This is a genomic window from Sinisalibacter aestuarii, assembly GCF_027923545.1.
In the GTDB taxonomy this organism is placed as follows: domain Bacteria; phylum Pseudomonadota; class Alphaproteobacteria; order Rhodobacterales; family Rhodobacteraceae; genus Sinisalibacter; species Sinisalibacter aestuarii.
In genome coordinates this window covers 221,152-244,570 of the sequence record NZ_BROH01000004.1, presented here as the reverse complement: position 1 = coordinate 244,570, position 23,419 = coordinate 221,152, and the positions used below count along the sequence as shown (strand labels likewise).

The following is a 23,419-nucleotide window of genomic DNA, read 5'->3' as shown; positions in this document are numbered from 1 at the left end:
ATAAAAAAGACGTTTTAGAACATCCCGCCGCAAGTGCAGCGTTAACGACAGGTTCACGTCTCCGCCGTGCCACCCTCCTCGCGCGGCGTCAGCCCGAGCCAGATCCCGTCGCGCCCGCGCACGGTGAGATGCGCCACCGGCATCGCTTCGCGCCCCGGCACCGTCTCGAACCGGAAGGCGCGCACGAGGAGCGACAGGATCAGCGGCCCCTCGGCCATCGCAAAGCCCGAGCCGGTGCAGACGCGCGGGCCGGCGGAGAACGGGAAATAGGCCGTCCGCAGCCCCTGCTTGCCGTTCTCGGTGGAAAAACGCCCCGGGTCGAACCCGTCCGGGTTGTCCCAGATCCGCTCATGGCGCTGCTGGTGCCAGGGTGAAAGCACGATCTGGCTGCCGGGCTTCACCTCGCGGTCGCGGAAATGCTCGCACTTCACCGCCTCGCGCACCATCATCGGCACCGGCGGGTAGAGCCTGAGCGTCTCGCGGAACACGTCGCGCGAGATTTGCAGCTTCTTCAGCGCCGAGAAGTAGATCTTGCCCGGGTCCATCACCTCATGCGCCTCCGCCGCGACCTTCTCCTGCCAGTCGGGATGGAGCGCGAGCAGGTAGAGCGCCCAGGCCAGCGCCGAGGCCGAGGTCTCGTGCCCCGCAAGGAAGAAGATCGCCACCTGGTCCACCATCTCTTCGGTGTCGAAGGTATGGCCGGTCTCGGGGTCGCGCGTCGTCATGATCTTGGTGGCGAGGTCGTCGGGCGCGGTGCCGGCCTCGATCTCTGCCATGCGCTCTGCGGTAAGCTTTGTGATCAGCGCACGGATATCGCGGGCGGTGCGCTTCGTCTCGCGCGAGTGGAAGCGCGGAAACCACTTCGGCAGCGGCAGCACCGCGCCGAGATTGAGCACCGGCTGGGCGCGCTGGTGGGCCTTGAACTTCGCAAAGACCTGCCCCGCTGTCTGATGCTCGATCGGGATGGAAAACAGGGTGCGGAAGATCACATCCGCCGCCGCCTCGCTGGTCTCGGCCTCGATCTCGATCGGGGTGCCATCGGCGCGGGCGGCGAGCCGCTCCACCGCCGCCACGCCCGCATCCCACATCGCCGGGAAGGTGTCGCGCAACCGGCCCCCTTCGAAGGCCGGGTCGATGATCCGGCGCTGGCGCTTCCAGGTCTCGCCATTGGTGATGAAGACGGAGTTGCCGAGCAGCGGCGCCAGCCCCTCGCGGATGCGGTTCGATTTGGGGAAATCGTCGGGCCGTTTCTTCAGCACCAGATCGACCAGTTCGGGATCGTTGCACAGATAGGAGCGGAAGAACGGCGTGCGGAACTCGGCCATCCAGGCATGGTAAAGCCGCGCCGGCTGGGCCGAGAGAATGTCCTGCCGGAAAAGCCTGGCATAGCGCCAGAGGCTCACTTTGCCCGCCCGCGCGGGAGGTTTTGGCGGAAGCGTCATGGCGCCATTGATCGGTATTTCGACGCCGCCCCGTCAATGCGGCTTTTCGACGGGGGGCGGCCCGCAAAGCGGCGCGCAAGCGAGAGCGGGCCGGCGGTGATCCGGAAATAGTCGTAGTCTCCGGGCCGGTCGAAAGCGCAGAGATACTGGAAATGCAGCCGGAAGAAGCGCCAGCGCAGCTCTTTCCAGCGCTTCGGGCTGAGCGTCTGGGTGAAGGCCGCCGAGATCACCAGCGGCCAGCGCTTGCCCGCGGGGGCCACGCCCGACACGCTCACCGGATCGCAGAGCGCGAAGGCGCAGCCGTCGCCCGGCGCGGTCACATCGACCCAGGTGATCTCCTCCGCCTGCGCCAGATCGTGCAGATCGCGCCGCAGCCGGTCGGCTTCCGGCAGGAAGCTCACCATCGGCACCACCTGCCCGAGCGACAGGAAGGCGAGCTTCGGTCCCGCCTCCGGCACCCGGCCCGCGCGGATCAGATCGGCGAGGATCGACACCCCCAGATGCGCCCCGGAGCTGTGGCCCACCACCAGCACCTCGTGGACATCCGCCTCCAGCGCCTCGGCGATCTGGTCGGCAAACACGCCCATGCGCGCCTCAAGTTCAGGCGGGTTCGCCCCCTTCGAGGCCGCCGAATAGGCATAATCGTGCATCAGGTAATAGACGTAGAGCCTGTTATCTATCTTGCGGAACCATTTGAGCAGCGCCACCGCCACCAGCGCGCCGATCAGCGTGGCCGCGAGCCATTGCTTGCCCGCCAGCGCAATGCCCGGTGCGAACTGCGCCATCAGCCAGCCCATCAGAATGGCGGCCAGCCCGGCTGCCAGCGCCCCGGCGCCGAGCGCCACCACCGCTTGCAGGATCAGCATTCCCACCGGGTAGAGGGCAGCGATCACCGGGCCCTTGCGCAGCCGCATCAGCCGGCGGAGCGTGCCGGAGGCGATATAGGTCCAGGCGGTGCGCGCCATCAGCGCATAGGTTTGCGCGATGCCCAGATCCATGCTTTCGCGCACGATATCGGACCAGACCAGCACATCGAACTCGGCTTCGGTCTCGGTGCCGTCGATCCGGCCCGTCACCTGCCAGCCATAGCTCGCCCCGCTCTGCCGGCCGATCAGCGCCACCTCGTAGCCGGAGATCCCGGCCTGCGTCCTGCCCTCGGACCGGTACAGCTCGCGGTAGCGGCGGGGGTGAATCGGGTCGTAGCCGGGGATATAGAACACCCGGCGGCGCTTCACGTCTTGTTGCAAGGGGCTACTCATGGCCCGGTCACTCATCATTTTGCGCGAGCCTAGCGGCGAAATCGGACATTGGTAAGGCCCCATCAGGCCGCAGGCGCGACGCTCTCGGTCAGGAAGTCGAGAAAGGCGCGCAGCCGTGGCGAGAGGTGCCGCCGGCTGGCATAGACCACCGAGAGCATCGCCGCCGCCCGGTCGACGCGGACATCGCGGCACAGCTCCACCAGCGATCCCTCGGCCAGTTGATCCCGGCAATAGCGCTCCGGCAGCAGCGTGATCCCCGCCCCCGCCAGCACCGCCCGGCGCACCACCAGCGGGTCGTTCACCTGGGTCACCCCGCGCGAGAGGTCGATCCGCCGCGCCTGACCCGCGACATGCACCGGCAGCCGGGCCTGGGCATAGCGGGTTTCGAGGATCTGCACATGGCGCGCCACCGCATCAAGCTCCGGCCCGATCTCATGCGCCGCGGCATAGGCCGGGCTCGCCACCCAGATCAGCCGGCCGCCGAGCAGCCGGCGCGAGATCAGTTCGCTGTCTTCCAGCGGGCCGACCACCACCGCAAGGTCCACCCGGTCGCGCAGAAGCTCAAGCCCGTGGCCGGTGACCACCAGTTCCAGCTCGATCTCGGGATGGCGGGCGCGGAAGGCGGCAAGGCGCGGGGCGACCATTTCCTGCGCGAAGGCCGGCGGCAGCGCCACGGCAAGCCGCCCGCGCGGCACCGCCGACAGCCCGGCCATGGCCGCATCGGCCTCGCGCGCCTCATCGAGAATAAGCTGGGCACGGCGAAAGAAGGTCTCGCCCTCCGAGGTCAGCCTCAGCCCGCGCGGATTGCGTTCGACCAGCCGCAGCCCAAGCCCCTGCTCGAGCCGCGACAGGGCCGCGCTCACCGTGGATTTCGGCATTGACAGGGCCCGCGCCGCCGCCGTCACGCCGCGCTGCTCGACCACGGCCACGAAGACCGGCAGATCGTCCATGTTCCAGTTCATGCCGCGATCCTCGTTCAGAAATCTGCACGCTTCATCCCAGTAGCTGATATTGTTCCGCTCAACAAACCGAATATCCTTCTGCCAACCCGTAACGAACAGGAGATCATCATGGCCCGCATCATCGGCGGCATCGGCGCATCGCATTCGCCCACCATCGGCTTCGCCAAGGACACCGGCAAGCAGAACGACCCGGCCTGGAAGCCCATCTTCGACGGGTTCGACGTGGTGCGCGGCTGGGTGCAGGACAAGAAGATCGACGTGCTGTTCATGATCTACAACGATCACATCACCTCGTTCTTCTTCGACCATTACTCGACCTTCGCGATGGGGATCGACGATACCTATCTGCCCGCCGACGAAGGGGGCGGCCCGCGCGACGTGGCCCCGGCGACGGGCCATCTGGGCCTTGCCCAGCACATCGCGATGGCGATGAGCGCCGACGAGTTCGATATGTCGTTCTTCCAGGGCAAGCCCGTCGATCACGGCTTCCTCTCGCCGCTTTCGATGCTGGGCGATGCCAATGGCCCCTGGCCCGGCAAGGTGGTGCCGTTGCAGGTGGGCGTGCTGCAATTGCCGATCCCCAGCCCCAAACGGCTGTGGAAGCTGGGCAAGACGCTGCGCAAGGCCATCGAGAGCTACCCCGAGGATCTGCGGGTGGCGATCTTCGCCACCGGCGGGCTGTCGCACCAGGTGCATGGCGAACGCGCCGGCTTCATCAACGAGGACTGGGACGACGAATTTCTCGATCTGCTTGAGAAAGACCCCAAGAAACTCGTGAAGATGCGGATCGCGGATTATGCCGTGAAGGGCGGCATGGAGGGGGCCGAGGTGATCATGTGGCTGATCATGCGCGGCGCGCTGTCGAAAAAGGTGAAGCTCGTCCACAAGCAGACCTATGCCCCCTCGGTGACCAATATCGCCACGCTGGTGTTCGAAGACCTGGGCGACGCGCCGGACCCGGACGACGTGGCCGCGTATCGCGCCCATATCGGCTACCAGTATGAGGGGGCCGACACGCTCGAAGGCACCTACCCCTTCACCCATGCGCGCAGCCACGAGAACTTCCGCATCAACACCTTCCTGCACGATCTGGTGATGCCCGCGCACCGCGCCCGCTTCATCGACGATTTCGACGCGCTGGCGGAGGAACGCGGGCTGACGGCGGACGAGAAAGACCTGATCGAAAACCGCAAATGGATCGAGATGATCCGCCGGGGCGTGAGCTTCTTCGTGCTGGAGAAGATGGCGGCGGTGATCGGCGTCTCGAACCCCGAGGTCTACGCCGCCTTCCGGGGCGAAACGCTCGACCAGTTCCTCGCCACCCGCAAAATGCCGATCACATATTCGGTGGCCGGCGGCGACAAGGTGAAGGAAATGGACAAGTCATAAGCGCGCTGAGCGGCGCGGCTTCATCGGGCCGGGGGCGCTGCCTCCGGCCCCTCTGCCTTGAAGCGTTGGCTTATCCCAGCACCGCGAGGCCGGGGAAGCTTTCCAGGAGCCAGTAGGAGAAGCGCGAGAAGCCGCCGGTGAGCATCATCAGGCCGATGGTCCACAGAAGCAGGCCCATGATCCGCTCGATCCGGCCCATATGCCGCTTCATCCAGCCCATCAGCCCCTGCATCCGCGGAAAGAAGGCCGCGACCAGCAGGAACGGGATGCCGAGCCCGGCGGCATAGATCGCCAGCAGGAAGGTGCCGCGCGTCACGCTCGCCTCGGAGGCGGCGATGGACAGGATCGCGCCAAGCTGCGGGCCGATGCAGGGCGTCCAGCCGAAGGCGAAGGCGAGGCCGAGCAGATAGGCGCCGAAGGCCGAACCACCCTGATCGCCCGCATCCAGCCGCGCCTCGCGGTTGAGGAAGGGAATGGTGAAAACGCCGAGGAAATGCGCCCCGAAAATCATCACAACAACGCCCGCCACGATGTTGAAAACATTCTGGTTTTGCAAAAAGAACGCGCCGAAGGCGGAGGCCGCGAATCCAAGGAACAGAAACACCGTCGACAGCCCGAGCACGAAGAACAGCGCCGTCAGCAGCGCCTTGCGCGAGGCTTGCGCCCCCGCCTGCAGATCGGTGATCGACACGCCCGACATATAGGCGAGATAAGGCGGCACAATCGGCAGCACGCAGGGGCTGAGGAACGACAACAGCCCCGCCACCAGGGCGATTGTCATGGCGGGCAGCAGGCTCGCGTCGATCAGGTCAATTCCAAACATCCTGCGATCTCTACCCCGAGCCGCGCGCGCCGTCACGCGCCAAGTCGTCACATCCGCGTGGGCGGGCCGTCACAGAGAAAAGGCCGGGGTTGCCCCCGGCCCTCTCGGCTTAGCGGCCGATCGACCACCAGCCCTTTTTCTTCGGCTTGTCGTCCTCGGCGGCCGCGTCGTCATTGGCGGGCGGCGTCGGCTCGACCCTGGCCGCCGGCTCAGCGGGTGCGGCGTCCGGCGTATCTTCCGCCACCGGCTCGGCGGCCTTCTTGGTCCGCGAGCGGGTGGTTTTCTTCACCGGCTTTTCGTCGTCCTCGGCCTTGGGCGCGGCGGGTTTCCTGCTGCTGCGCGAACGGGTCGGCTTTTCTTCGGCGGGCGCTTCAGCCCCGGCATCCGGCTCGGCCTTCTTCGCACGCGAGCGGGTGGCCCGTTTGGGCTTTTCTTCCGCCTCGGGCGCCGCCGCTTCGGCCTCGGTATCGGCCTTCTTCGCGCGCGACCGGGTGCTGGTCTTGCGCTTGGGCTTTTCCTCGGCCTCCGGCTCGGCTTCGGGCGCGGCTTCCGGCTCGGGCCGGGCCTCTTCGGCTGCCTCCGCCTCGGTTTCGGCTTCGGCTTCGCCATCGGTGTCCGGCGCCTGATCCTCGGCCTCGCCACCGTTCTCACCGCCGTTCTCGCCATTCGAGGAGCGCGACCGCGAGCGCGACCGGCGCCGCCGGCGGCGCTTCTTCTTCGGCTGGTCCTCGTCGTCCGAAACCTCCACGGCCTCATCGGCCTCATCGGACAGGTCTTCCTCAAGATCCTCCATCAGCGACGCATCGGCGGAGACCACCGGCGCCGTCGCCTCGGGCACCGCGCGGGTGGCGGTCTTGAACTTCTCGATCTCGAAATCGGGCGAGATCAGGAAGGCGTCGGCCTCGATGCGGATACCCATGCCATAGCGCTGCTCGATCTGGGCGATATGCTCGCGCTTGTGGTTCATCAGATAATTGACGATGGCCACCGGCGCTTTCAGCAGCACCTCGCGCGAACGGCGGCGCGTGCCCTCTTCCTCGAGCTGGCGCAGGATGGTCAGCGCGAGGTTGTCGTCGGAGCGGATCAGCCCGGTGCCATGGCAATGCGGGCACGGCTGGGTGGTGGCCTCGATCATGCCGGGGCGCAGGCGCTGGCGGCTCATCTCGAGCAGGCCAAAGCCCGAGATCCGGCCCACCTGAATGCGGGCGCGGTCGGTTTTCAGCTTGTCTTTCAGCTTCTTCTCGACGGCAGCGTTGTTCTTGCGCTCTTCCATGTCGATGAAGTCGATGACGATCAGCCCGGCAAGGTCGCGCAGGCGCAACTGGCGGGCCACCTCTTCGGCGGCTTCAAGGTTGGTCTTGAGCGCCGTGTCCTCGATCGAGCCTTCCTTGGTGGCGCGGCCCGAGTTCACGTCGATCGCCACCAGCGCCTCGGTGACGCCGATCACGATGTAGCCGCCGGATCTGAGCTGCACCGTCGGGTTGAACATCGAGCTCAGGTAGCTTTCCACCTGGTAGCGGGCGAAGAGCGGCAATGCCTCGCCGTAATGCTTCACGTTCTTGGCGTGGGACGGCATGATCATCTTCATGAAGTCCTTGGCCACGCGGTAGCCCTCGTCGCCCTCGACCAGCACTTCGTCGATCTCGCGGTTATACAGGTCGCGGATCGAGCGTTTGATGAGGTTGCCTTCCTCGTAGATCTTGGCCGGTGCGATGCTTTTCAGCGTCAGCGTGCGGATCTCTTCCCACAGCCGCTGAAGGTATTCGTAATCGCGCTTGATCTCGGCCTTGGTGCGCTTGGCGCCCGCCGTGCGGATGATCAGGCCCGCGCCCTTCGGCACGTCGATCTCGCCGGCGATTTCCTTCAGTTTCTTGCGGTCGGCGGCGTTGGTGATCTTGCGGCTGATCCCGCCACCACGAGCGGTGTTCGGCATCAGCACGCAATAGCGGCCGGCGAGGCTGAGATAAGTGGTCAGCGCCGCGCCCTTGTTGCCGCGCTCTTCCTTGACGACCTGCACCAGCAGGATCTGGCGGACCTTGATGACTTCCTGGATCTTGTACTTTTTCGGACGGGGCTTGCGCGGCGTGCGGATCTCTTCCGACACATCCTCTTCGGCGACGGACTCGATGGCCGCGTCATCCTCGTGTTCGTCCTCGTCGTCGTCGTGCTCCTCGGCGGCGGCCTCTTCAGCCTCACCTGCATCATCCGCTTCCTCGGCGGCCTCGGCGGGCTCTTCCACCGGGGTTTCCTCGACCCGCTCCATCGGCGATTCCGCCTCGTGGGTCTCGGGCTCCTCGCCGGTGTCGAGGTCGATCACCTCCATGCCTTCGGGGCTGGTCTCATCGGCCTCGATCTCGGCCTCGGCGGTGGTTACCGCATCGTCATTGCGTGCCTCTGCGGCCTTCGAGCGGCTGCGCGAGCGCGACCGGCTGCGCGAACGCGAGCGGGATTTCTTCTTCTCGTCGCGCTCTTCCTCCTCGGCGGCCATCGCTTCGGCATAGGCGTGTTCTTCCGCCAGCAGCGCCTCGCGGTCGGCGACCGGGATCTGGTAGTAATCGGGGTGGATTTCCGAGAACGCCAGAAAGCCGTGGCGATTGCCGCCGTAATCCACGAAAGCCGCCTGGAGCGAGGGCTCCACGCGGGTGACTTTCGCTAGATAGATATTGCCGGCGAGCTGGCGCTTGTTTTCCGACTCAAAGTCGAATTCCTCGACCTTGTTGCCGTCGACCACGACAACGCGGGTTTCCTCCGCGTGCGTGGCGTCGATGAGCATTTTCTTTGCCATTGTGTTCCGATGCACCCCGGCCTTGCCGCACCGTCAGAGAACGGTGCGCCGATGCGGGGGTGTCTTGTCAGGGCGAAAGCGGGCGCGCGGCGATCAGGCGAAGCAGTGCCCGAAAGGGCCCCTGCTCTCAGCTCGGTCTGTCCTGCGCGCCTCATCGCGGTTCTTCTCCGACGTCACCGGGCCGAAACCCGGGCGCCTGTTCATGGCCCGTCTGCCCCTCGGGGGTCCGGGCAAATGTTTGGCCTGTGGGCATAGCGCACCAAAGGCCCCTCTCGGTCTGACCGCGCGCCGGGGGCGACAACACACCTCGGGACAAGCGGGCCAGCGAAACTTTCGGGCGGGACATGCGCAACCGCGTCCCCGCCTTCGGACCTACATAGTGGCAGGGGGTAGGATATGACAATGGGCAAAATGCAATCCGGCCCGATTTGACCCACATCCTCAGGTTGATCGCGCCGCAAGCGCGCCCTCATGCGGAGAGCCGCGAGAACGTAAAAACAATTCTGGAACAATATGTTAGTAAAGTCCGCCCGCCGCAACCTGGCCAGAATCGGCACGCTCGGGGATCACCACGACCTCGCCGGTCGATGTCTGGACCTCGGTGGTGTCGCCGCCATCAATCTCGCCGGGCAGGAACAGCGGCAGATTGGCCCCCATCGCGAAGCCACCGTCAAACATCACGCCAAAGAGCGGCTCCTCGCCATCGCGGAAATACTCCGCCACCACGTAATCGCCGCTGGCATCGTCCGGCAGGCGCGCGCCGGAGAACCGGTCGATCTTGATGAAATGGCCGCCCGGTGGCAGCTTGAACTTGCCGCCGCCATATTTGCGCACGGCTTCGGTCATGAATTCCTGAAACACCGGCGCGCAGGTGCCGCCGCCGGAGGCACCCGCCATCCGGCGCGGCGTGTCGTAGCCCATATAGCAGCCCGCCACCACGTTCGAGGTGAAGCCGACGAACCAGACATCGCGCGAGTCGTTGGTGGTGCCGGTCTTGCCCGCGGTCGGCACGCCGAGATTCACCGCGCCCGCCGCAGTGCCACGCTGCACCACGCCCTGCATCATCGAGGTAAGCTGGTAGGCGGTGATCGCATCCATCACCCGCTCGCGGTTGGCGGTGATGCGGGGGCTGTCGCCCGCCGGCAGCGCCTCGGTTCCGCAATCGTCGCAGATCCGGGTGTCATGGCGATAGATGGTGCGGCCCCAGCGGTCCTGCACCCGGTCGACCAGCGTCGGCTCCACCCGCTCGCCGCCATTGGCGAACATCGCATAGGCCGCAACCATGTGAAACAGCGTCGTCTCCGACGAGCCGAGCGCATTGGCAAGAAACGGGTCGAGGTGATCGTAGACGCCGAACCGCTCGGCGTAGGAGGCCACCACATCCATCCCCACCTCCTGCGCGAGACGCACGGTCATGAGGTTTCGCGATTGCTCGATGCCGGTACGCAGCGGCGTCGGCCCGTAGAATTTTCGGCTGGCATTCTGCGGCCGCCAGATGCCGGCGCCGGTGTCGATCTCGATCGGGGCGTCGATGATGATCGAGGCGGGCGAAAAGCCGCTGTCGAGCGCGGCGGCATAGACGAAGGGCTTGAACGACGAACCCGGCTGGCGGGTGGCCTGGGTGGCGCGGTTGAACACCGAATACTGGTAGGAAAAGCCGCCCTGCATGGCCAGCACCCGGCCGGTATTCACGTCCATCGCCATGAAGCCGCCCTGGATCTCGGGCACCTGGCGCAAGGACCAGCGGATGAAATCGCCCGCGCCGTCATCGCCGCTCGTCACCCGGCGCACATGTACCACGTCGCCACGGCTGAAATTGTCGTGAAACGAGCCCGTCATCCAAGAGATATCGCTGCGCGGCACCTCCCACGGGCTCGGGTCCGGCTGGCCCTCGATCTTCAGCGTCAGCGTCTGGTCGCCCACCGCATCGACCACGGCGACGAACCACTGGCCATCGAGCGTGATGTCGCGGGCGACGCGGATATCGGCGAGCGCCGCTTCCCAGCTTTCATCGTCGAGGCTGGCCGGGTCGATGCTTTCGCCGGTGCCGCGCCAGGTGCCGCTGCGCCGGTCGAACTCCTCCAGCGCCTTCTGCAGCGCATGGGCCGCAACCACCTGCAATTCGGGGTCCACCGTCGCGCGGATGGTGAGGCCGCCGCCGAAGAATTCGTCTTCGCCGAAGTTGCGGCTGAGCTGGCGGCGAATCTCGTCGGTGAAATAGTCGCGTTCCGGCAGTTGCGAGCGGAACGAGGGATAATCGCCCGCCTGCACCGTGAGCAGCGGCCGGGCAACGGCCTCGTCATAGCTGGCGGCGTCGATATAGCCGTTCTCGCGCATCTCTCTCAGCACGTAATTGCGCCGCGCGATCGCGTCGTCATGCTGGCGCACCGGGTGCAGATTGCCGGGCCGCTGGGCGAGGGCTGCAAGATAGGCCGCCTCTTCCGGGCCGAGCTCGTCGAGGGTCTTGTCGTAATAGGTCTGGGCGGCGGCGGTCACGCCAAAGGAATTCTGGCCGAGAAAGATCTCGTTGAGATAGAGGCCGAGGATCTGCTCCTTGTCGAGCGATTGCTCAAGCCGGGTGGCGAGGATCAGTTCCTTGATCTTGCGCTCCGCCGACCTGTCGGACGACAGAAGGAAGTTCTTCATCACCTGCTGGGTGATGGTCGAGGCGCCGCGCAGGCGCCCGCCTTGCAGAGCCTCGACGGCGGCGGCCACCATGCCGCGCATATCGTAGCCCTTGTGGTGATAGAAGTTCTTGTCCTCCGCCGAAACGAAGGCATGTTTCACCAGATCGGGGATCTGCTCGGGCGGCGTGTAGAGCCGGCGTTCCCTGGCGAATTCGTCCATCAGCCGGCCCTGGCCCGAATAGATCCGGCTGATCGTCGGCGGCTGATAATTGGCAAGCTGCTCATGGCTCGGCAGATCTCTGGAATACATCCAGAAGATCGCGCCAAGCGTCAGCGCCCCCATGATCGCGGCCAGGGTCAGCCAGGAAAAGATCGAGCCGAAAAAGCCCAGGATGAATCGGATCACTCGCGCCCCCGAAGGTGAGTTCGGCCCGTCTATACGCGAGCGCGCGCGGGGGGTCAAAACACGATCTGGCGCGCTCGGCGGGGTTTCGCCCTATCCGTCTGAGATCGCGCGGCTTTGCGCCGGTTTCGCGCCGCACACCGGCGCGGGACTGGACGCGCGCGGCGCGAGACCCAATCTGTCACCATGAAAGACACGAGCCCCATGCCCCTGCCCGACCCCGACGACGTATTGAGAACCTATGAGGCGGTCGCCCAGGACTTTGCCCGCGCCCGCAGCCGTGCCCTGTTCGAGCGGCGCTGGCTCGACCGCGCCCTGGGCTTCGCCCCCGGCCGCGAGGTGCTCGATCTCGGCTGCGGCCCGGGCCGGCCCATTGCCAGCTATCTCGCCGAGCGGCGCTGCCGGATGACCGGGGTCGATGGCGCCGCCTCGATGTGCGCGCTCTATCAGGCCAATGTGCCCGGTGCCGTGACCTATCACGAAGACATGCGCGGGCTGGGGCTTGGCCGGCGCTACGATCTGATCCTGGCCTGGGACAGCCTGTTTCACCTCGCCCCCGACGACCAGCGCGGCATGTTCGCCACCTTCGCCGCCCATGCGCGGCCCCGCACGGTGCTGCTGTTCACCTCCGGCCCGGATGCGGGCGAAGTGGGCGGCCAGGCGGCGGGCCTGCCGGTCTACCACGCCTCGCTGTCGCCGGACGAATATCGCGGGCTGCTCGCACAGGCCGGGTTCGAGGTGCTGGATTTCGTGCCGGAGGATCCGAATTGCCACGGCCACACGGTGTGGATGGCGCGGTATGTCGGCGGATAGGGGCGGCTTTCGGTCCTTCAGGGAGCACCGTCACACGACAGATTGGAATGTGGGTAACGGGCGTTAACCCGTCTCCAGAAATCCGGTTAAGTGGAGGCGGAGCGGCGGGTCTTACGCCATGTTATCAACAGGTTATGCCTGCGCTCGCATGAACGGCCACTGAGATTTCCGAAGTATGAACGACTCAAGGCGCAAAACCGGCTCGCCACGCCCAGCCCTCACCACCGTCCAGTGAGGCTCTTCCACAACAGCCCGCCGCGCCGGCCAAACTCCGAGCCGCCGAGCCGGCCCGCGCCGATCGCCGTCGGGTCTCGCATTGCACGCATCAGCACGCTCTCGGCCCGCCATGCGGCCCTGAGCGCCGGCAGGGCCGCCCCGACACGCGCGCGCCGCGCTTCGCGAAGCGCAGCGTGCGTCTCTTCGATGAGCCCGGGCACATCCGCCGGTAATGGCCGCCAGCCCCGGCTGTCCAGATCCGGCACCGCCATCAGCCAGCTTGCCAGCCCCGCCGCCAGCCCCGCCGCCCGCGCCGGGGTTTCCAGCGCCGCATCACCGCCGAGCGCCAGCACCGACGCCCACATCAGGTTGCCCGCCGTCGCGGCCAGATAATCCCGCAGCGCCCCGGCATCGGCGAAGGGCGCGCGCTCGAGATCGGCCCATCGCGCGATCACCATCTCGTCCAGCAGATCGAGAGGCAGGCCCGCCGCCCGCACCGTCTCGGCAAGCGGGGCCGCCACTTCATGGGCGCGGGCGGGTTTGCCCGCGCCGATCTCCGCCAGCGTATCGCGCCAGAATTGCAGCCGCATCTGGCCGATCATCGGCTCGGACGCGACCCAGGGCGCGCGCGCCACTTCGAGGTTGAACGCATAAAGCGGAAACAGCCGCGCCCGCGCTTGCGGCCCGCCGGTCATCGCCGACAGGAACCGGTCCGGGTCGCCCTTTTCGACCAGCGCGGCACAGGCCGCGACGCTCATGCCGGGCGCGCCACGGCGAGGATATAACCCAACTGGTCGCGGTTCTCGCGCCAGAGCGCAATCTCCTCCCCGGCCGCATTCAGCACGTTGATGAGATCGGCATCGGCGCCCGGGCGCAAGGCGGCGATGCGCGCCTCCATCGGCGTGTAGTACGCCTCCCAGGCGGCATCATCGAGCACGCGCAGCCCGCAGATATCGTAGCCTGCCGCCATCACCCGTGCCTGCAGCGCTTCGGCCCCGCCGATCTCGGGATATTCCTTGCGCATCTCCCAGACGAGGCCCGGCGCGGGATCGTCCACAAGCCAGGCCAGTTCGCTGAACGCCACCACCCCGCCCGGCGCCAGGTGCGGGCGGAAGTGGCGCAGCCCGGCCTCGATACCGAGAAAATAGAGCGCCCCGGCGGCCCAGACGAGGTCGAACGGCCCCTCTGGCTCATCCATGCTCTGCACCCGCGCCGTCACGCGCGGCTCGTCCAGCCAGCGCGCCTTGACCGCGTCGATGAAGGGCGCGTGCAAGTCCACCGCCAGCACCTCGCCCGCCGGTGCATTCTCGAGGAGCGCGGCGATATCGGCGCCCGGGCCGCAACCCGCATCGAGGATCTTCGCGTCGCGCGCCACATTGCCGGTGGTGAAGGCCCAGTCGACGCTGGCGCGATCGCCCGGCGCTTCGCGCGGCAGACCGGAATGGAGCCGGAAGAACGGGTTCATTGCGCCGCGATCCCGGTGGCGCGCACCGGCTCCAGCCCGTCGCGCACCAGCTTCCAGTTGATCGCGTCGAGCAGCGCCTCGAACGAGGCATCGACGATATTGGGGCTCACCCCCACCGTCGACCAGCGCCGCCCGCGCCCGTCTTCGCTGTCGATGATCACGCGGGTCACGGCGTCGGTGCCGCCATTGGTGATGCGCACCTTGAAATCGACCAGTTTCAGATCGTCGATACAGGCCTGGTACGGCCCCAGATCCTTGCCCAGCGCGCGGGCCAGCGCGTTGACCGGGCCACGGTCGGAGCCGGTGGCATCGAGGCTTTCGGAGACCGAGAGCTTCTTCTCGTCGCCGATCTTCACCACCACCACCGCTTCCGACAGGCTGACCATCTTGTCATAGCGGTTCTTGCGCCGCTCGACGGTGACCTTGTAGCGCTTGACCTCGAAGAATTGCGGCAATTGCCCCAGCATCCGCCGCGCCAGAAGCTCGAAGCTCGCCTGCGCGCCGTCATAGGCATAGCCCTCGTCCTCGCGCCGCTTGATCTCGTCGAGGATCTCGCCCAGATGCGGATCGCCCTTGTCGATCCCGATCCCCGCTTCGGCCAGCCGCTTGCGCAGGTTCGACTGCCCGGCCTGGTTCGACATCGGCACGAGCCGCGCATTGCCGACCAGCGCCGGCTCGATATGCTCGTAGGTGGACGGGTCTTTCAGGATCGCAGAGGCGTGCAGCCCCGCCTTGTGGGTGAAGGCGCTGGCCCCCACATAGGGCGCGCTGCGCAGGGGCACGCGGTTGAGGATATCGTCAAGCTGGCGCGAAACGCGGGTCAGCGTGGTCAGCGCCGCCTCGGTGACGCCGATATCGAACCGGCTGCGATAGGGCTCCTTGAGCAGCAGCGTCGGGATCAGCGAGGTCAGGTTGGCATTGCCGCAGCGCTCGCCCAGCCCGTTCAGGGTGCCCTGCACCTGCCGCGCGCCCGCGTCGATGGCGGCGAGGCTGCCCGCCACCGCGTTGCCGGTATCGTCATGGCAATGGATGGCCAGCCGGTCGCCGGGAATGCCGGCCTCGATCACCGCGCGGGTGATATCGTGGATCTCCTGCGGCAGCGTGCCGCCATTGGTATCGCAGAGCACCACCCAGCGCGCACCGGCCTCGTAGGCGGCAAGCACCGCGTCCAGCGCATAGGGGGCATTGGCCTTGTAGCCGTCGAAGAAATGCTCGGCATCGAACAACGCCTCACGCCCCTGCGCCACGATATGCGCGACCGAGGCGGAGATGTTCTCGATATTCTCGTCGAGCGTGATGCCCAGCGCGGTGGTGACGTGGAAATCATGGGTCTTGCCAACGAGGCAGACGGCAGGCGTATTGGCGTTCATCACCTGCGCCAGCACATCGTCATTCGCCGCCGAGCGCCCGGCCCGCTTGGTCATGCCGAAGGCGGTGAAGGTGGCTTTGGTCTCGGGCCTTGCGGCGAAGAAATCGCTGTCGGTCGGGTTCGCCCCGGGCCAGCCGCCCTCGATATAGTCGACGCCCAGAAGGTCCAGCGCCTCGGCGATGGCGATCTTCTCGGGCACGGAGAACTGGACGCCCTGGGTCTGCTGGCCGTCGCGGAGCGTGGTGTCGTAGAGATGCAGGCGTTCAGTCATGACATGACCTCCTGAGAACCGAGGGCGGCGCCCGACCCTGGGTGGGCGCTGCGCAGCGGTTGTGCGGGGTAGTTTATCTCAAAAGCCCCGGACGAGGGATGTGCGCCACGCGACGTCGCCAATGCGCCCTCCCGGGGGGAGGGTCGGGCGCCGCCCGGGCTGGTCGCCCGCGCGAGGCGGTTGGGGAGGGAACGCATCATTCGAGCGCCTCCAGCTTGGCAGGGTCGAACCCGGCGCCCGGCATCAGCTCTACGCCATCTTTCGACATTCGCACCTCGACCCCAGCGGAGAGGAGCGCGGATTTGAGGGCATCGACGGCCGTGAAGTCCTTTGTTCTCAACGCTTCCTGACGCATTTTAAACAGCCGGTTTCCCAACTCCGTCATGGTTTCGGAATCGATCTCAAACTGGCCGCCCCAAGCCTCAAAACTAACACCTGAAGTAACGCCATTATCACGCGCGGCTAAGTGGAACGGCTTAAAAATCCTAAGCAATTCGTCGGGATTGAACCCTAGAAGCTGAAGTGACCCAACAAGCTCTGATTCCTGCTCATTCTTCAGGTATTTGTTGATCAGTGTGACCGCCAGCGCCGTGTTTAGATCATTCGAAAGCGCGTCCACGAACTCCTGGGGCGGTCTTTGCGGTCCACGTTTTCTGAAGGGAAACAGGTGCAGATTTCTGTCTATGAATTCGGCGATCTTCCGTAGCGTCGCCTCCGCCTCCGCCCGCTTCTTCTCCGTCCAGTCCATCGGCTTACGGTAATGCGTCCCCAGGAACACAAACCGGATCACCTCACCCGGCACCCCCTGCTCCAGCAAATCGTGCACGGTAAAGAAGTTGCCCAACGACTTGGACATCTTCTTCCCCTCCACCTGCAACATCTCGTTATGCAGCCAATACCGCGCGAAGCCCGCCCCCGGATGGGCGCACTTGCTCTGCGCGATCTCGTTCTCATGATGCGGGAATTGCAGATCGTTCCCGCCGCCGTGAATGTCGAAGGTCTCGCCCAGCAGCTCATAGCTCATCGCCGAGCACTCGATGTGCCAGCCCGGCCGCCCGCGGCCCCAGGGCGAGTCCCAGCCCGGCTCGCCGTCCTTCGCGGGCTTCCACAGCACGAAGTCCATCGGATTGCGCTTGTAGGGCGCCACCTCCACCCGCGCGCCGGCGATCATGTCGTCGACAGACCGCCCCGACAACGCGCCATACTCGTCATACGAGTCCACCGCAAAGAGCACATGGCCCTCCGCCGCATAGGCGTTCCCGCGCCCGATCAGCTCTTCGATCATTTTTACCATGTCGCCGATATGCTGGGTCGCGCGCGGCATCTCATCGGGGTCGAGCGCGCCGAGCGCGCGCATGTCGTCGAGATACCATTGCGTCGTGGTCGAGGTGATCTCGTCGATCGGCACACCGCTCTCATCCGCCCGGGCGATGATCTTGTCGTCCACATCGGTGAAGTTGCGCACATAGGTCACGTGATCCGGCCCGTAGACATGGCGCAACAGCCGGTAGAGCACGTCGAACACCACCACCGGGCGGGCATTGCCCAGATGCGCGCGGTCATAAACGGTGGGCCCGCAGACATACATCCGCACATTGTCCGCATCCAGCGGCTCGAAAAGCTGCTTCGAGCGGGTGGCGGTGTTGTAGAGCTTGATCTCAACCATGTCGTCCTCGCGCAGGCGTCCCGCGGCGGGCTTAGCAACTTCGGTAGAGAGAGGAAACAGAAGAACGGCCCGCCTGACGATGTCAGCCGGTAATGCAGCAGATGATGATGCCGTTCGTTGTCATGGCTCAGTGATAGCAGGCCTTGGCCGCGCCGCCAAGCCTGTTAGAGTGCATCCATGTCGCGCGATCTGGTCAACGATATCTGCCGCGCCCTGCCCGGGGCGGACTGGTCCGAACCGTTCGGGCCGGGGCACGATGTGTGGAAGCTGGGCGGCAAGATCTTCGCCGCCACCGGCGCGCAGGGGATCGGCGTCAGCGTCAAATGCCCCGATGTGGAAACCGCCGAGATGCTGCGCGATGCGGGCGTGGCGCAGAAGGCCCCCTATTTCCACAAATCCTGGGTGCTGGTGCCCTTCGCCTCCGCCGACCCGGCGGAGATCACCCACCGCATCCACACCGCCTATGACGTGATCCGCGAGAGCCTGCCGAAAAAGGCGCAGGCCGCCCTGCCCCCGCGCGGCTGACCCCCTTTTTCTTGGCAGAAATACTCCGGGGGAGCGCGAGGGGGCTGGCCCCCTCGCCCCTGCCCTCAGGCCACCGCAGAATTGGTCTTAACGGCCAACTGCCCCTTGAGCCAGAGCTGCACAACTTTGGTCAGTACCCAGGGGATGAAGAAGGTCGCCGCCACCAGCGCCACCGCGCCGATCAGGTCGAAGACCAGACCGTCCCGTGGCCCCATATTGGCGGTGCCGAGCACCATCATCAGCGACGAGAACGCCGCGAGCGGGAAGGTGAAGGCGCCCCAGAGCGGCGAGAAGCCTCCGGCGATCACCCAGCGGGCGCGGATCAGCAGTGCCGCCACCATGAGGATCGCCAGAATGCCGAAGGCGAGGCCGAGCCCGCCATTGCCCATCAGCAGCGCCACGGTGCCGAGCAGGCTGGCGGGGGCGACGTGGATCGCCAGGAGCGGGCGCAGCGGCGCCGGCACGTCCTGGCGGGCGAATTGCAGCGCCGAGGCGATCCAGATCGCCAGCGCGACCAGCACCGAGAACAGAAACACGATCTGGCTGAACGTGGCCCAGCCCATCTGCAAGGCTGCAAGCGGGCTGACGATGAAGCCCACCAGGGTCAGGTGCATCACCGGCGTGACGGTGCGCGCCTCGGCGGGACCGGTGAGGAACTGCCAGACAAACATCACCGCGATCACCGCATGGCCCGCGACCGCGAGCGCGAGGATCGCCTTCGCCAGCGGCATCGAGAACGGCAGCACCGCCAGCGCCAGCAGCATCCCCGCCATCGTCATCGCCGCGAGCCCGGCCCGGCCCGGCAGCACCCTGAGGTCTTCGCCCAGCACGCCGGGGCGTTTCGCCAGCTTGGCCACGTAATTGCCCAGCAGATAGAGGTAGAGCAACGTCACCGCCCCCATCAGGATCTGCCCCACGGCGGGGGTAAAGCTGAAGGCATCCACCGTGCGCCCCCAGGCGGTGGCGAGGCCGAAGGCCCCGAGCACGGGCGGAAACACCGCCGGCGGCATCTTGCGCCAGCGCGGCATCGCGGCCTCGGTCTGCGCCTTGAAGGCGGGCGGCTGCTGTCCGGTCATCTGAAAACTCCTCTCCTGTCGCGGGCCCCGGTATGGCGGGCTTTGGCGGATAATCCCATGCGCCCCTGCGTCGCGGGCAGATCCCGCTCAGAACAGCCCGAACGCCTTGCGCAGCATGTTCAGCGCCACCAGCGTCAGGAACACGCCGAAGGCGCGCTTGAGCGGCTTCGGGTCGAGCGCATGGGCGATCTTCACCCCAAGCGGCGCGGTGAGCGTGGTGGTGAGGATGACGATCAGGAAGGTCGGGATATTGACTGCCCCCAGCGTATAGGGCGGCGCATGGGCCACGTCGACGAACAGGAAGGCGATCACCGAGGGCAAGGCGATGATCAGGCCAAACCCGGCGGCGGTGGCCACGGCGCGGTGGATCGGCACGCCATGCAGCGTCATGATCGGCACCCCGAAGGAGCCGCCTCCGATCCCCATCAGCACCGAGAGAAAGCCGACAATGGGCGAAAGCACGGCGCGCAGAGGCCCGCCCGGCATCTCGTCGGCCAGCTTCCACGAGATCTTGCCAAACAGCATGTAGAGGCCGATGAAAAAGGCCAGCACACCGAAAATGCCCTGCAACGTGGCCGAGCGCAGGCCGGCGGCCACCAGCACCCCGATCACCGCGCCGATCGCGATGCCCGGCGCCCAGCTGCGCAGGATGCCCCAATCCACCGCGCCCTTCTTGTTATGCGACATCACCGAGCGGCTGGAGGTAACGATGATCGTGGCGAGCGAGGTGGCGAGGCAGACCTGCATCAGCTCACCCGACTCGTAGCCCATGCCGGAGAAGGTGTAGTAAAAGGCGGGCACCAGCACGATGCCGCCACCCACGCCCAGCAGCCCGGCGAGCACGCCGGCAAAGGCGCCGATGGCGAGCAGCAACAGCACCAGAGGTGCGAGCGTGGCGAAATCGAGCATGGCGGGCCTCCCTGGGCATCTGTCCGGCATGGCTTCATCCGGCACGGGGCCGCTCACGTCAAGGGGCGGCGCAGCCGGATGCCCGGCCTTGCGCGCCGCGGCGGCGCGATCCGCAACCGAGCGCGGGCGATGACCACGCCCGTCAGGTGTGGTGCCGGTCGGCCGCTGGCGGGCATTTACCCTTACCAAAGAACTGACCGGATCGCACCGACCACCGCGAAGACAAGCCATTGTTTGTGAATGATTTTATCGCAGATTCAGGATTCTAGAATCCTGGAATACCGGCATCGCATATCCGGCGCGCCCGCCCGGCTCACACCGTCTGGGCCTCTGCCGCGATCCCCTCCGGCACCTGTGCCAGCGCCTCCTCCACCAGCGCGGGTCCCGCGCCGGGCTTTGTCGCCCCTTCCGAGAGCACCCGCCGCCAGGCCCGTGCACCGGGCCGCCCGGTGAACAGGCCGAGCATATGCCGGGTGATCTCGTGCAGCCGCCCGCCCGCCGCGAGATGACGCTCGATATAGGGCAGCATGGCGCGGGCGATGTCATGAGCGCTGTCGCCGCCGGGCGCGGCGCCAAAGATCGCCTCATCCGCATCGAGCAGCACCGGGGCCGGATCGTGATAGGCCCGGCGCCCGATCATCACCCCGTCCATCCCCGCCGCGAGATGGGCGCGCGCCTCGTCAAGCGTGGCCACGCCGCCATTGATCGACAGGCTCATATCGGGAAAGTCACGCGCCATGCGGTAGACGAGATCGTAGTTCAGCGGCGGCACCTCGCGGTTTTCCTTCGGGCTCAACCCCTGCAGCCACGCCTTGCGGGCATGGATCGTGGCGCGCGTCACCCCGGCGGCACCGATCTTGTCGAGGAAATCGGGCAGAACCTCCTCCGGCTCCTGATCGTCGACCCCGATCCGGCATTTCACCGTCACCTCGACGTTCCCGGCAGCCTCGCGCATCGCCGCAACGCATTCGGCGACCAGTTCGGGCGTCTTCATCAGCACCGCGCCGAAAGTGCCCGATTGCACCCGGTCGGACGGGCAGCCGACATTGAGGTTCACCTCGTCATAGCCGCGCCCGACACAAGCCCGCGTGGCCGCCGCCAGTTCGTCGGGGTCCGAGCCGCCAAGCTGCACCGCCACCGGATGCTCCTGCGGGTTGTAATCAAGCAGATGCAACGCCCCACCGCGCACCAGCGCGGGCGCGGTAACCATTTCGGTGTAGAGCAGCGCCTCGCGGCTCATCAGCCGGTGGAAATACCGGCAATGACGGTCGGTCCAGTCCATCATAGGCGCGACGGAAAGGCGCCAGGGCGGCGTGGTCTGTGGCTGTCTGATCTGGTCCACGTCACTCTCCGAACCTTCGCCTCCCGCCCGTCCTGTCTGGCGCGATGCGGGCCGCCCGGGGATATAGCACGCAGGCCGCCCCGCGCAAACCGCTCAGGCCGCGCCGGCTCCACCGGTCCAACGGCGCTTCAGAAACGGATCGTTCAGAAAGGTGCCGAAGGGCAGGAACGACGCGAAGGTGGTGCGCAGCCAGTCGCCAGGGCTCCAGCCGCGCCCGCGCAGCGCCACCACCATCAATACCAGATAGGCAAGAAAGGCATAGCCATGGATCGGCCCCCAGAGCTGCACCCAACCCGGATTGCCGAACCCGTATTTGATCGGCATCGCGACGAAGAACAGCATGAGCGTGGTCACACCCTCAACCAGCGCGACGAGGCGGAAGAGACCGAAGATCCTGTCGGCGCGGGTCTGCCCCGCATTGGGGTCGGCGATGCTCATCGGCGTGGTCCTTTCTGTCCGGCTCCGGAACGGGCTTGGTAGCCGCCTCGCAGTCCGAAGGCCAGCGCCGCGATGCCGCAGCTCACGCCGGCGTGACCGATCCGGCCCGCCTGCCCGCCCGAGATGGCCGGGACCTGTCGCGCGCCCGCTTCGCGGTCACCGCTTGCCTTCGATGGAGGCAACAGAGCCGACCGGCGCGCACCCTGATACTGAAATCACACCGCGGAGCGGCAGAGACCCATCGCATATCGACTTTGCGGCCACCCAGATGGCTGAGCCCCCCTAGTGCTCAACGCAGGTCGACCGGCCGCGATTTCTCGCCTTTTACCACAGATATAAGCCGCCCATCTGCAATGCACATATCGGTCATGGAATGGTGCTCACAATCATAGATGTAGGGTACGACGACTTTGGTATTGTCTTTCAGGTGGGCCATCTGGGCCATGTCGAACTCATGCCCGCCAGACACGAAAAAATCCACGCGCTCAAGACCCGAACCGTTGACAAGTGCGGCGATATCCTTGTGCGGAACTAGGCCCGATTGCATATCGGCAAAAATGCGCCGGTAGACCTGCTTATCTTCGTGTTCGCCGCCAATCTCCAGCGAGGTCGGGCCGGCCAGCGCGACGACGCGCCTGACCTTCCCGATGCCGCTGCCAAATGCCAGAGCACCAAACGTCCCCCCGGACCCGCCGAGGAAGATAACCTCACCCAAGGCGGAATACTCATCGACCAGATCGCGCAGCCGGGCCTTCGTCGCCTCGAAATCGCCCACACTCGCAAGCCCCTTGAGATACAGCATTCGCTGCACATCCTTCAGCACCACCAGGTTGGCCCGCGCAGGGCATGCGACGGCGCGGTAGAACATCGTCCACCCGATTCCAAGGCAATTCCCATTCAGCCCCGAAAAGGCAATGATCGTGCGTTCGGCACCGGGGTAGAGCATGATGTCGATGTCCAAATCCCGGGTTTCGCGAACATCCGGCACCTCTGACGGCATATGCTCGAAGACAACCTTGTTCTTCTGGGCAAGATTGGTATCGGGCCGCGCCTCGAACATCGCTTGAACGAATGCGCGCTGATAGCCCAGAACCGGGCAATGCCATTCAATCTCCCAGAACTGGAGCCGGGCCTCGCTCATCCCGTTGAACGGCGCGTGGAAGACTCCTGATCGACGCCACTCGATCATCGAACGGTAGAGGCGCGCAATCGGGGTCATGCGTGCGTTCAGAGCTTTAGCGCCAAGCAACGCGCCGAGTTCATCGTCAAGTTCGGCCAGTGTGTTCTGGTCGGCCGGCGCCCAGATCGAAGCACGGCACGCCGCGAGGACATCACTCCACGGGCGGGGCTCAGGCTTTGCCTGCCCGAACGCGCCCAGACGGCGCAGCGCTTTGAACATATTCAGCTACTCTGCTTTTCGGAAACGAAAGCGACGAGCTTGGCGAGGGTGTCGTATTTGTCTTCTTCGCCATCGGGCACGATCACGCCGAACTCTTCCTGCACTTCGAGCAGGACCGACGCAATGTCGAGCGAGTCGAGACCGGTATCGAGCAATTCTGCATCGGCGTTCAGCGCCGCACCGTCAAACCCTTCGACAACATCAGAAATGATCTCCCGAATCCTGGTTTCCACCGACATG

Annotated in this window: 19 protein-coding genes; 3 read left to right on the top strand and 16 right to left on the bottom strand. The window is 66.0% G+C overall.

Going from position 1 to position 23,419, the window contains the following annotated elements; translation table 11 throughout:
* Positions 1 to 53 precede the first annotated feature (53 nt).
* The 3 genes from QMG28_RS09600 to QMG28_RS09590 all read right to left on the bottom strand — a co-directional run bounded on the left by QMG28_RS09600 (position 54) and on the right by QMG28_RS09590 (position 3,663).
* Positions 54 to 1,442 carry a cytochrome P450 gene (locus tag QMG28_RS09600; protein ID WP_281842026.1) on the bottom strand — a complete coding sequence of 463 codons (1,389 nt, stop codon included), beginning with the start codon at positions 1,440 to 1,442 and terminating at the stop codon, positions 54 to 56.
* On the bottom strand, positions 1,439 to 2,701 hold the full coding sequence (locus tag QMG28_RS09595) for a hypothetical protein (RefSeq protein WP_281842025.1): 1,263 nt from the start codon (positions 2,699 to 2,701) through the stop codon (positions 1,439 to 1,441). Before QMG28_RS09595 ends, QMG28_RS09600 begins: the two co-directional genes overlap by 4 nt.
* Before the next feature lie 62 nt (positions 2,702 to 2,763).
* Positions 2,764 to 3,663, bottom strand: coding sequence for a LysR family transcriptional regulator (locus tag QMG28_RS09590; protein ID WP_281842024.1), 900 nt, complete (start codon positions 3,661 to 3,663; stop codon positions 2,764 to 2,766).
* Between the two features lie 108 nt (positions 3,664 to 3,771).
* On the opposite strand from QMG28_RS09590, the gene QMG28_RS09585 reads away from it, so the two are divergent.
* Positions 3,772 to 5,052, top strand: a complete 1,281-nt coding sequence (locus tag QMG28_RS09585; RefSeq protein WP_281842022.1) for a gallate dioxygenase — start codon at positions 3,772 to 3,774, stop codon at positions 5,050 to 5,052.
* A 70-nt stretch (positions 5,053 to 5,122) separates the two neighbouring features.
* On the opposite strand, the gene QMG28_RS09580 is transcribed toward QMG28_RS09585, so the two are convergent.
* From QMG28_RS09580 to QMG28_RS09570, 3 genes are all read right to left on the bottom strand, one after another.
* Positions 5,123 to 5,875: a cytochrome c biogenesis CcdA family protein gene (locus QMG28_RS09580; protein ID WP_281842020.1), complete on the bottom strand. Its 753-nt coding sequence runs from the start codon at positions 5,873 to 5,875 to the stop codon at positions 5,123 to 5,125.
* Between the two features lie 109 nt (positions 5,876 to 5,984).
* Positions 5,985 to 8,660 carry an Rne/Rng family ribonuclease gene (locus QMG28_RS09575; RefSeq protein ID WP_281842019.1) on the bottom strand — a complete coding sequence of 892 codons (2,676 nt, stop codon included), beginning with the start codon at positions 8,658 to 8,660 and terminating at the stop codon, positions 5,985 to 5,987.
* A gap of 516 nt (positions 8,661 to 9,176) precedes the next feature.
* Positions 9,177 to 11,693: a penicillin-binding protein 1A gene (locus tag QMG28_RS09570; RefSeq protein WP_281842018.1), complete on the bottom strand. Its 2,517-nt coding sequence runs from the start codon at positions 11,691 to 11,693 to the stop codon at positions 9,177 to 9,179.
* Positions 11,694 to 11,876: 183 nt separating this feature from the next.
* On the opposite strand from QMG28_RS09570, the gene QMG28_RS09565 reads away from it, so the two are divergent.
* Positions 11,877 to 12,503: a class I SAM-dependent DNA methyltransferase gene (locus QMG28_RS09565; protein ID WP_281842017.1), complete on the top strand. Its 627-nt coding sequence runs from the start codon at positions 11,877 to 11,879 to the stop codon at positions 12,501 to 12,503.
* Between the two features lie 218 nt (positions 12,504 to 12,721).
* Here QMG28_RS09565 and QMG28_RS09560 read toward each other — a convergent pair whose 3' ends face one another.
* From QMG28_RS09560 to cysS, 4 genes are all read right to left on the bottom strand, one after another.
* On the bottom strand, positions 12,722 to 13,477 hold the full coding sequence (locus QMG28_RS09560) for a squalene/phytoene synthase family protein (RefSeq protein WP_281842015.1): 756 nt from the start codon (positions 13,475 to 13,477) through the stop codon (positions 12,722 to 12,724).
* Positions 13,474 to 14,184, bottom strand: coding sequence for a class I SAM-dependent methyltransferase (locus tag QMG28_RS09555; protein WP_281842014.1), 711 nt, complete (start codon positions 14,182 to 14,184; stop codon positions 13,474 to 13,476). The genes QMG28_RS09560 and QMG28_RS09555 overlap by 4 nt, the downstream gene beginning before the upstream one ends.
* A complete protein-coding gene (gene cimA, locus QMG28_RS09550; protein WP_281842013.1) occupies positions 14,181 to 15,824 on the bottom strand; it encodes a citramalate synthase in 1,644 nt (547 codons plus the stop codon). The genes QMG28_RS09555 and cimA overlap by 4 nt, the downstream gene beginning before the upstream one ends.
* A gap of 196 nt (positions 15,825 to 16,020) precedes the next feature.
* Complete coding sequence (gene cysS, locus QMG28_RS09545) at positions 16,021 to 17,490, bottom strand: cysteine--tRNA ligase (protein WP_281842012.1); 1,470 nt, start codon at positions 17,488 to 17,490, stop codon at positions 16,021 to 16,023.
* 177 nt (positions 17,491 to 17,667) lie between these two features.
* Between cysS and QMG28_RS09540 the strand changes: the two genes are divergently transcribed.
* On the top strand, positions 17,668 to 18,015 hold the full coding sequence (locus QMG28_RS09540; RefSeq protein ID WP_281842011.1) for an MmcQ/YjbR family DNA-binding protein: 348 nt from the start codon (positions 17,668 to 17,670) through the stop codon (positions 18,013 to 18,015).
* A gap of 65 nt (positions 18,016 to 18,080) precedes the next feature.
* On the opposite strand, the gene QMG28_RS09535 is transcribed toward QMG28_RS09540, so the two are convergent.
* The 6 genes from QMG28_RS09535 to QMG28_RS09510 all read right to left on the bottom strand — a co-directional run bounded on the left by QMG28_RS09535 (position 18,081) and on the right by QMG28_RS09510 (position 23,418).
* Positions 18,081 to 19,091 (bottom strand): TDT family transporter, encoded by a 1,011-nt coding sequence (locus tag QMG28_RS09535; protein WP_281842010.1) that lies wholly within the window; start codon positions 19,089 to 19,091, stop codon positions 18,081 to 18,083.
* A gap of 87 nt (positions 19,092 to 19,178) precedes the next feature.
* The gene (locus QMG28_RS09530) at positions 19,179 to 20,000 is read right to left on the bottom strand and encodes a sulfite exporter TauE/SafE family protein (protein ID WP_281842008.1); all 822 of its coding nucleotides are present in this window, start codon (positions 19,998 to 20,000) and stop codon (positions 19,179 to 19,181) included.
* 313 nt (positions 20,001 to 20,313) lie between these two features.
* On the bottom strand, positions 20,314 to 21,342 hold the full coding sequence (gene dusA, locus QMG28_RS09525) for a tRNA dihydrouridine(20/20a) synthase DusA (RefSeq protein ID WP_281842007.1): 1,029 nt from the start codon (positions 21,340 to 21,342) through the stop codon (positions 20,314 to 20,316).
* A gap of 93 nt (positions 21,343 to 21,435) precedes the next feature.
* On the bottom strand, positions 21,436 to 21,780 hold the full coding sequence (locus QMG28_RS09520) for a DUF3817 domain-containing protein (protein WP_281842006.1): 345 nt from the start codon (positions 21,778 to 21,780) through the stop codon (positions 21,436 to 21,438).
* Between the two features lie 289 nt (positions 21,781 to 22,069).
* Positions 22,070 to 23,179, bottom strand: a complete 1,110-nt coding sequence (locus QMG28_RS09515) for a hypothetical protein (RefSeq protein WP_281842004.1) — start codon at positions 23,177 to 23,179, stop codon at positions 22,070 to 22,072.
* Between the two features lie 2 nt (positions 23,180 to 23,181).
* Positions 23,182 to 23,418 (bottom strand): acyl carrier protein, encoded by a 237-nt coding sequence (locus QMG28_RS09510; RefSeq protein ID WP_281842003.1) that lies wholly within the window; start codon positions 23,416 to 23,418, stop codon positions 23,182 to 23,184.
* Position 23,419: the final 1 nt, after the last annotated feature.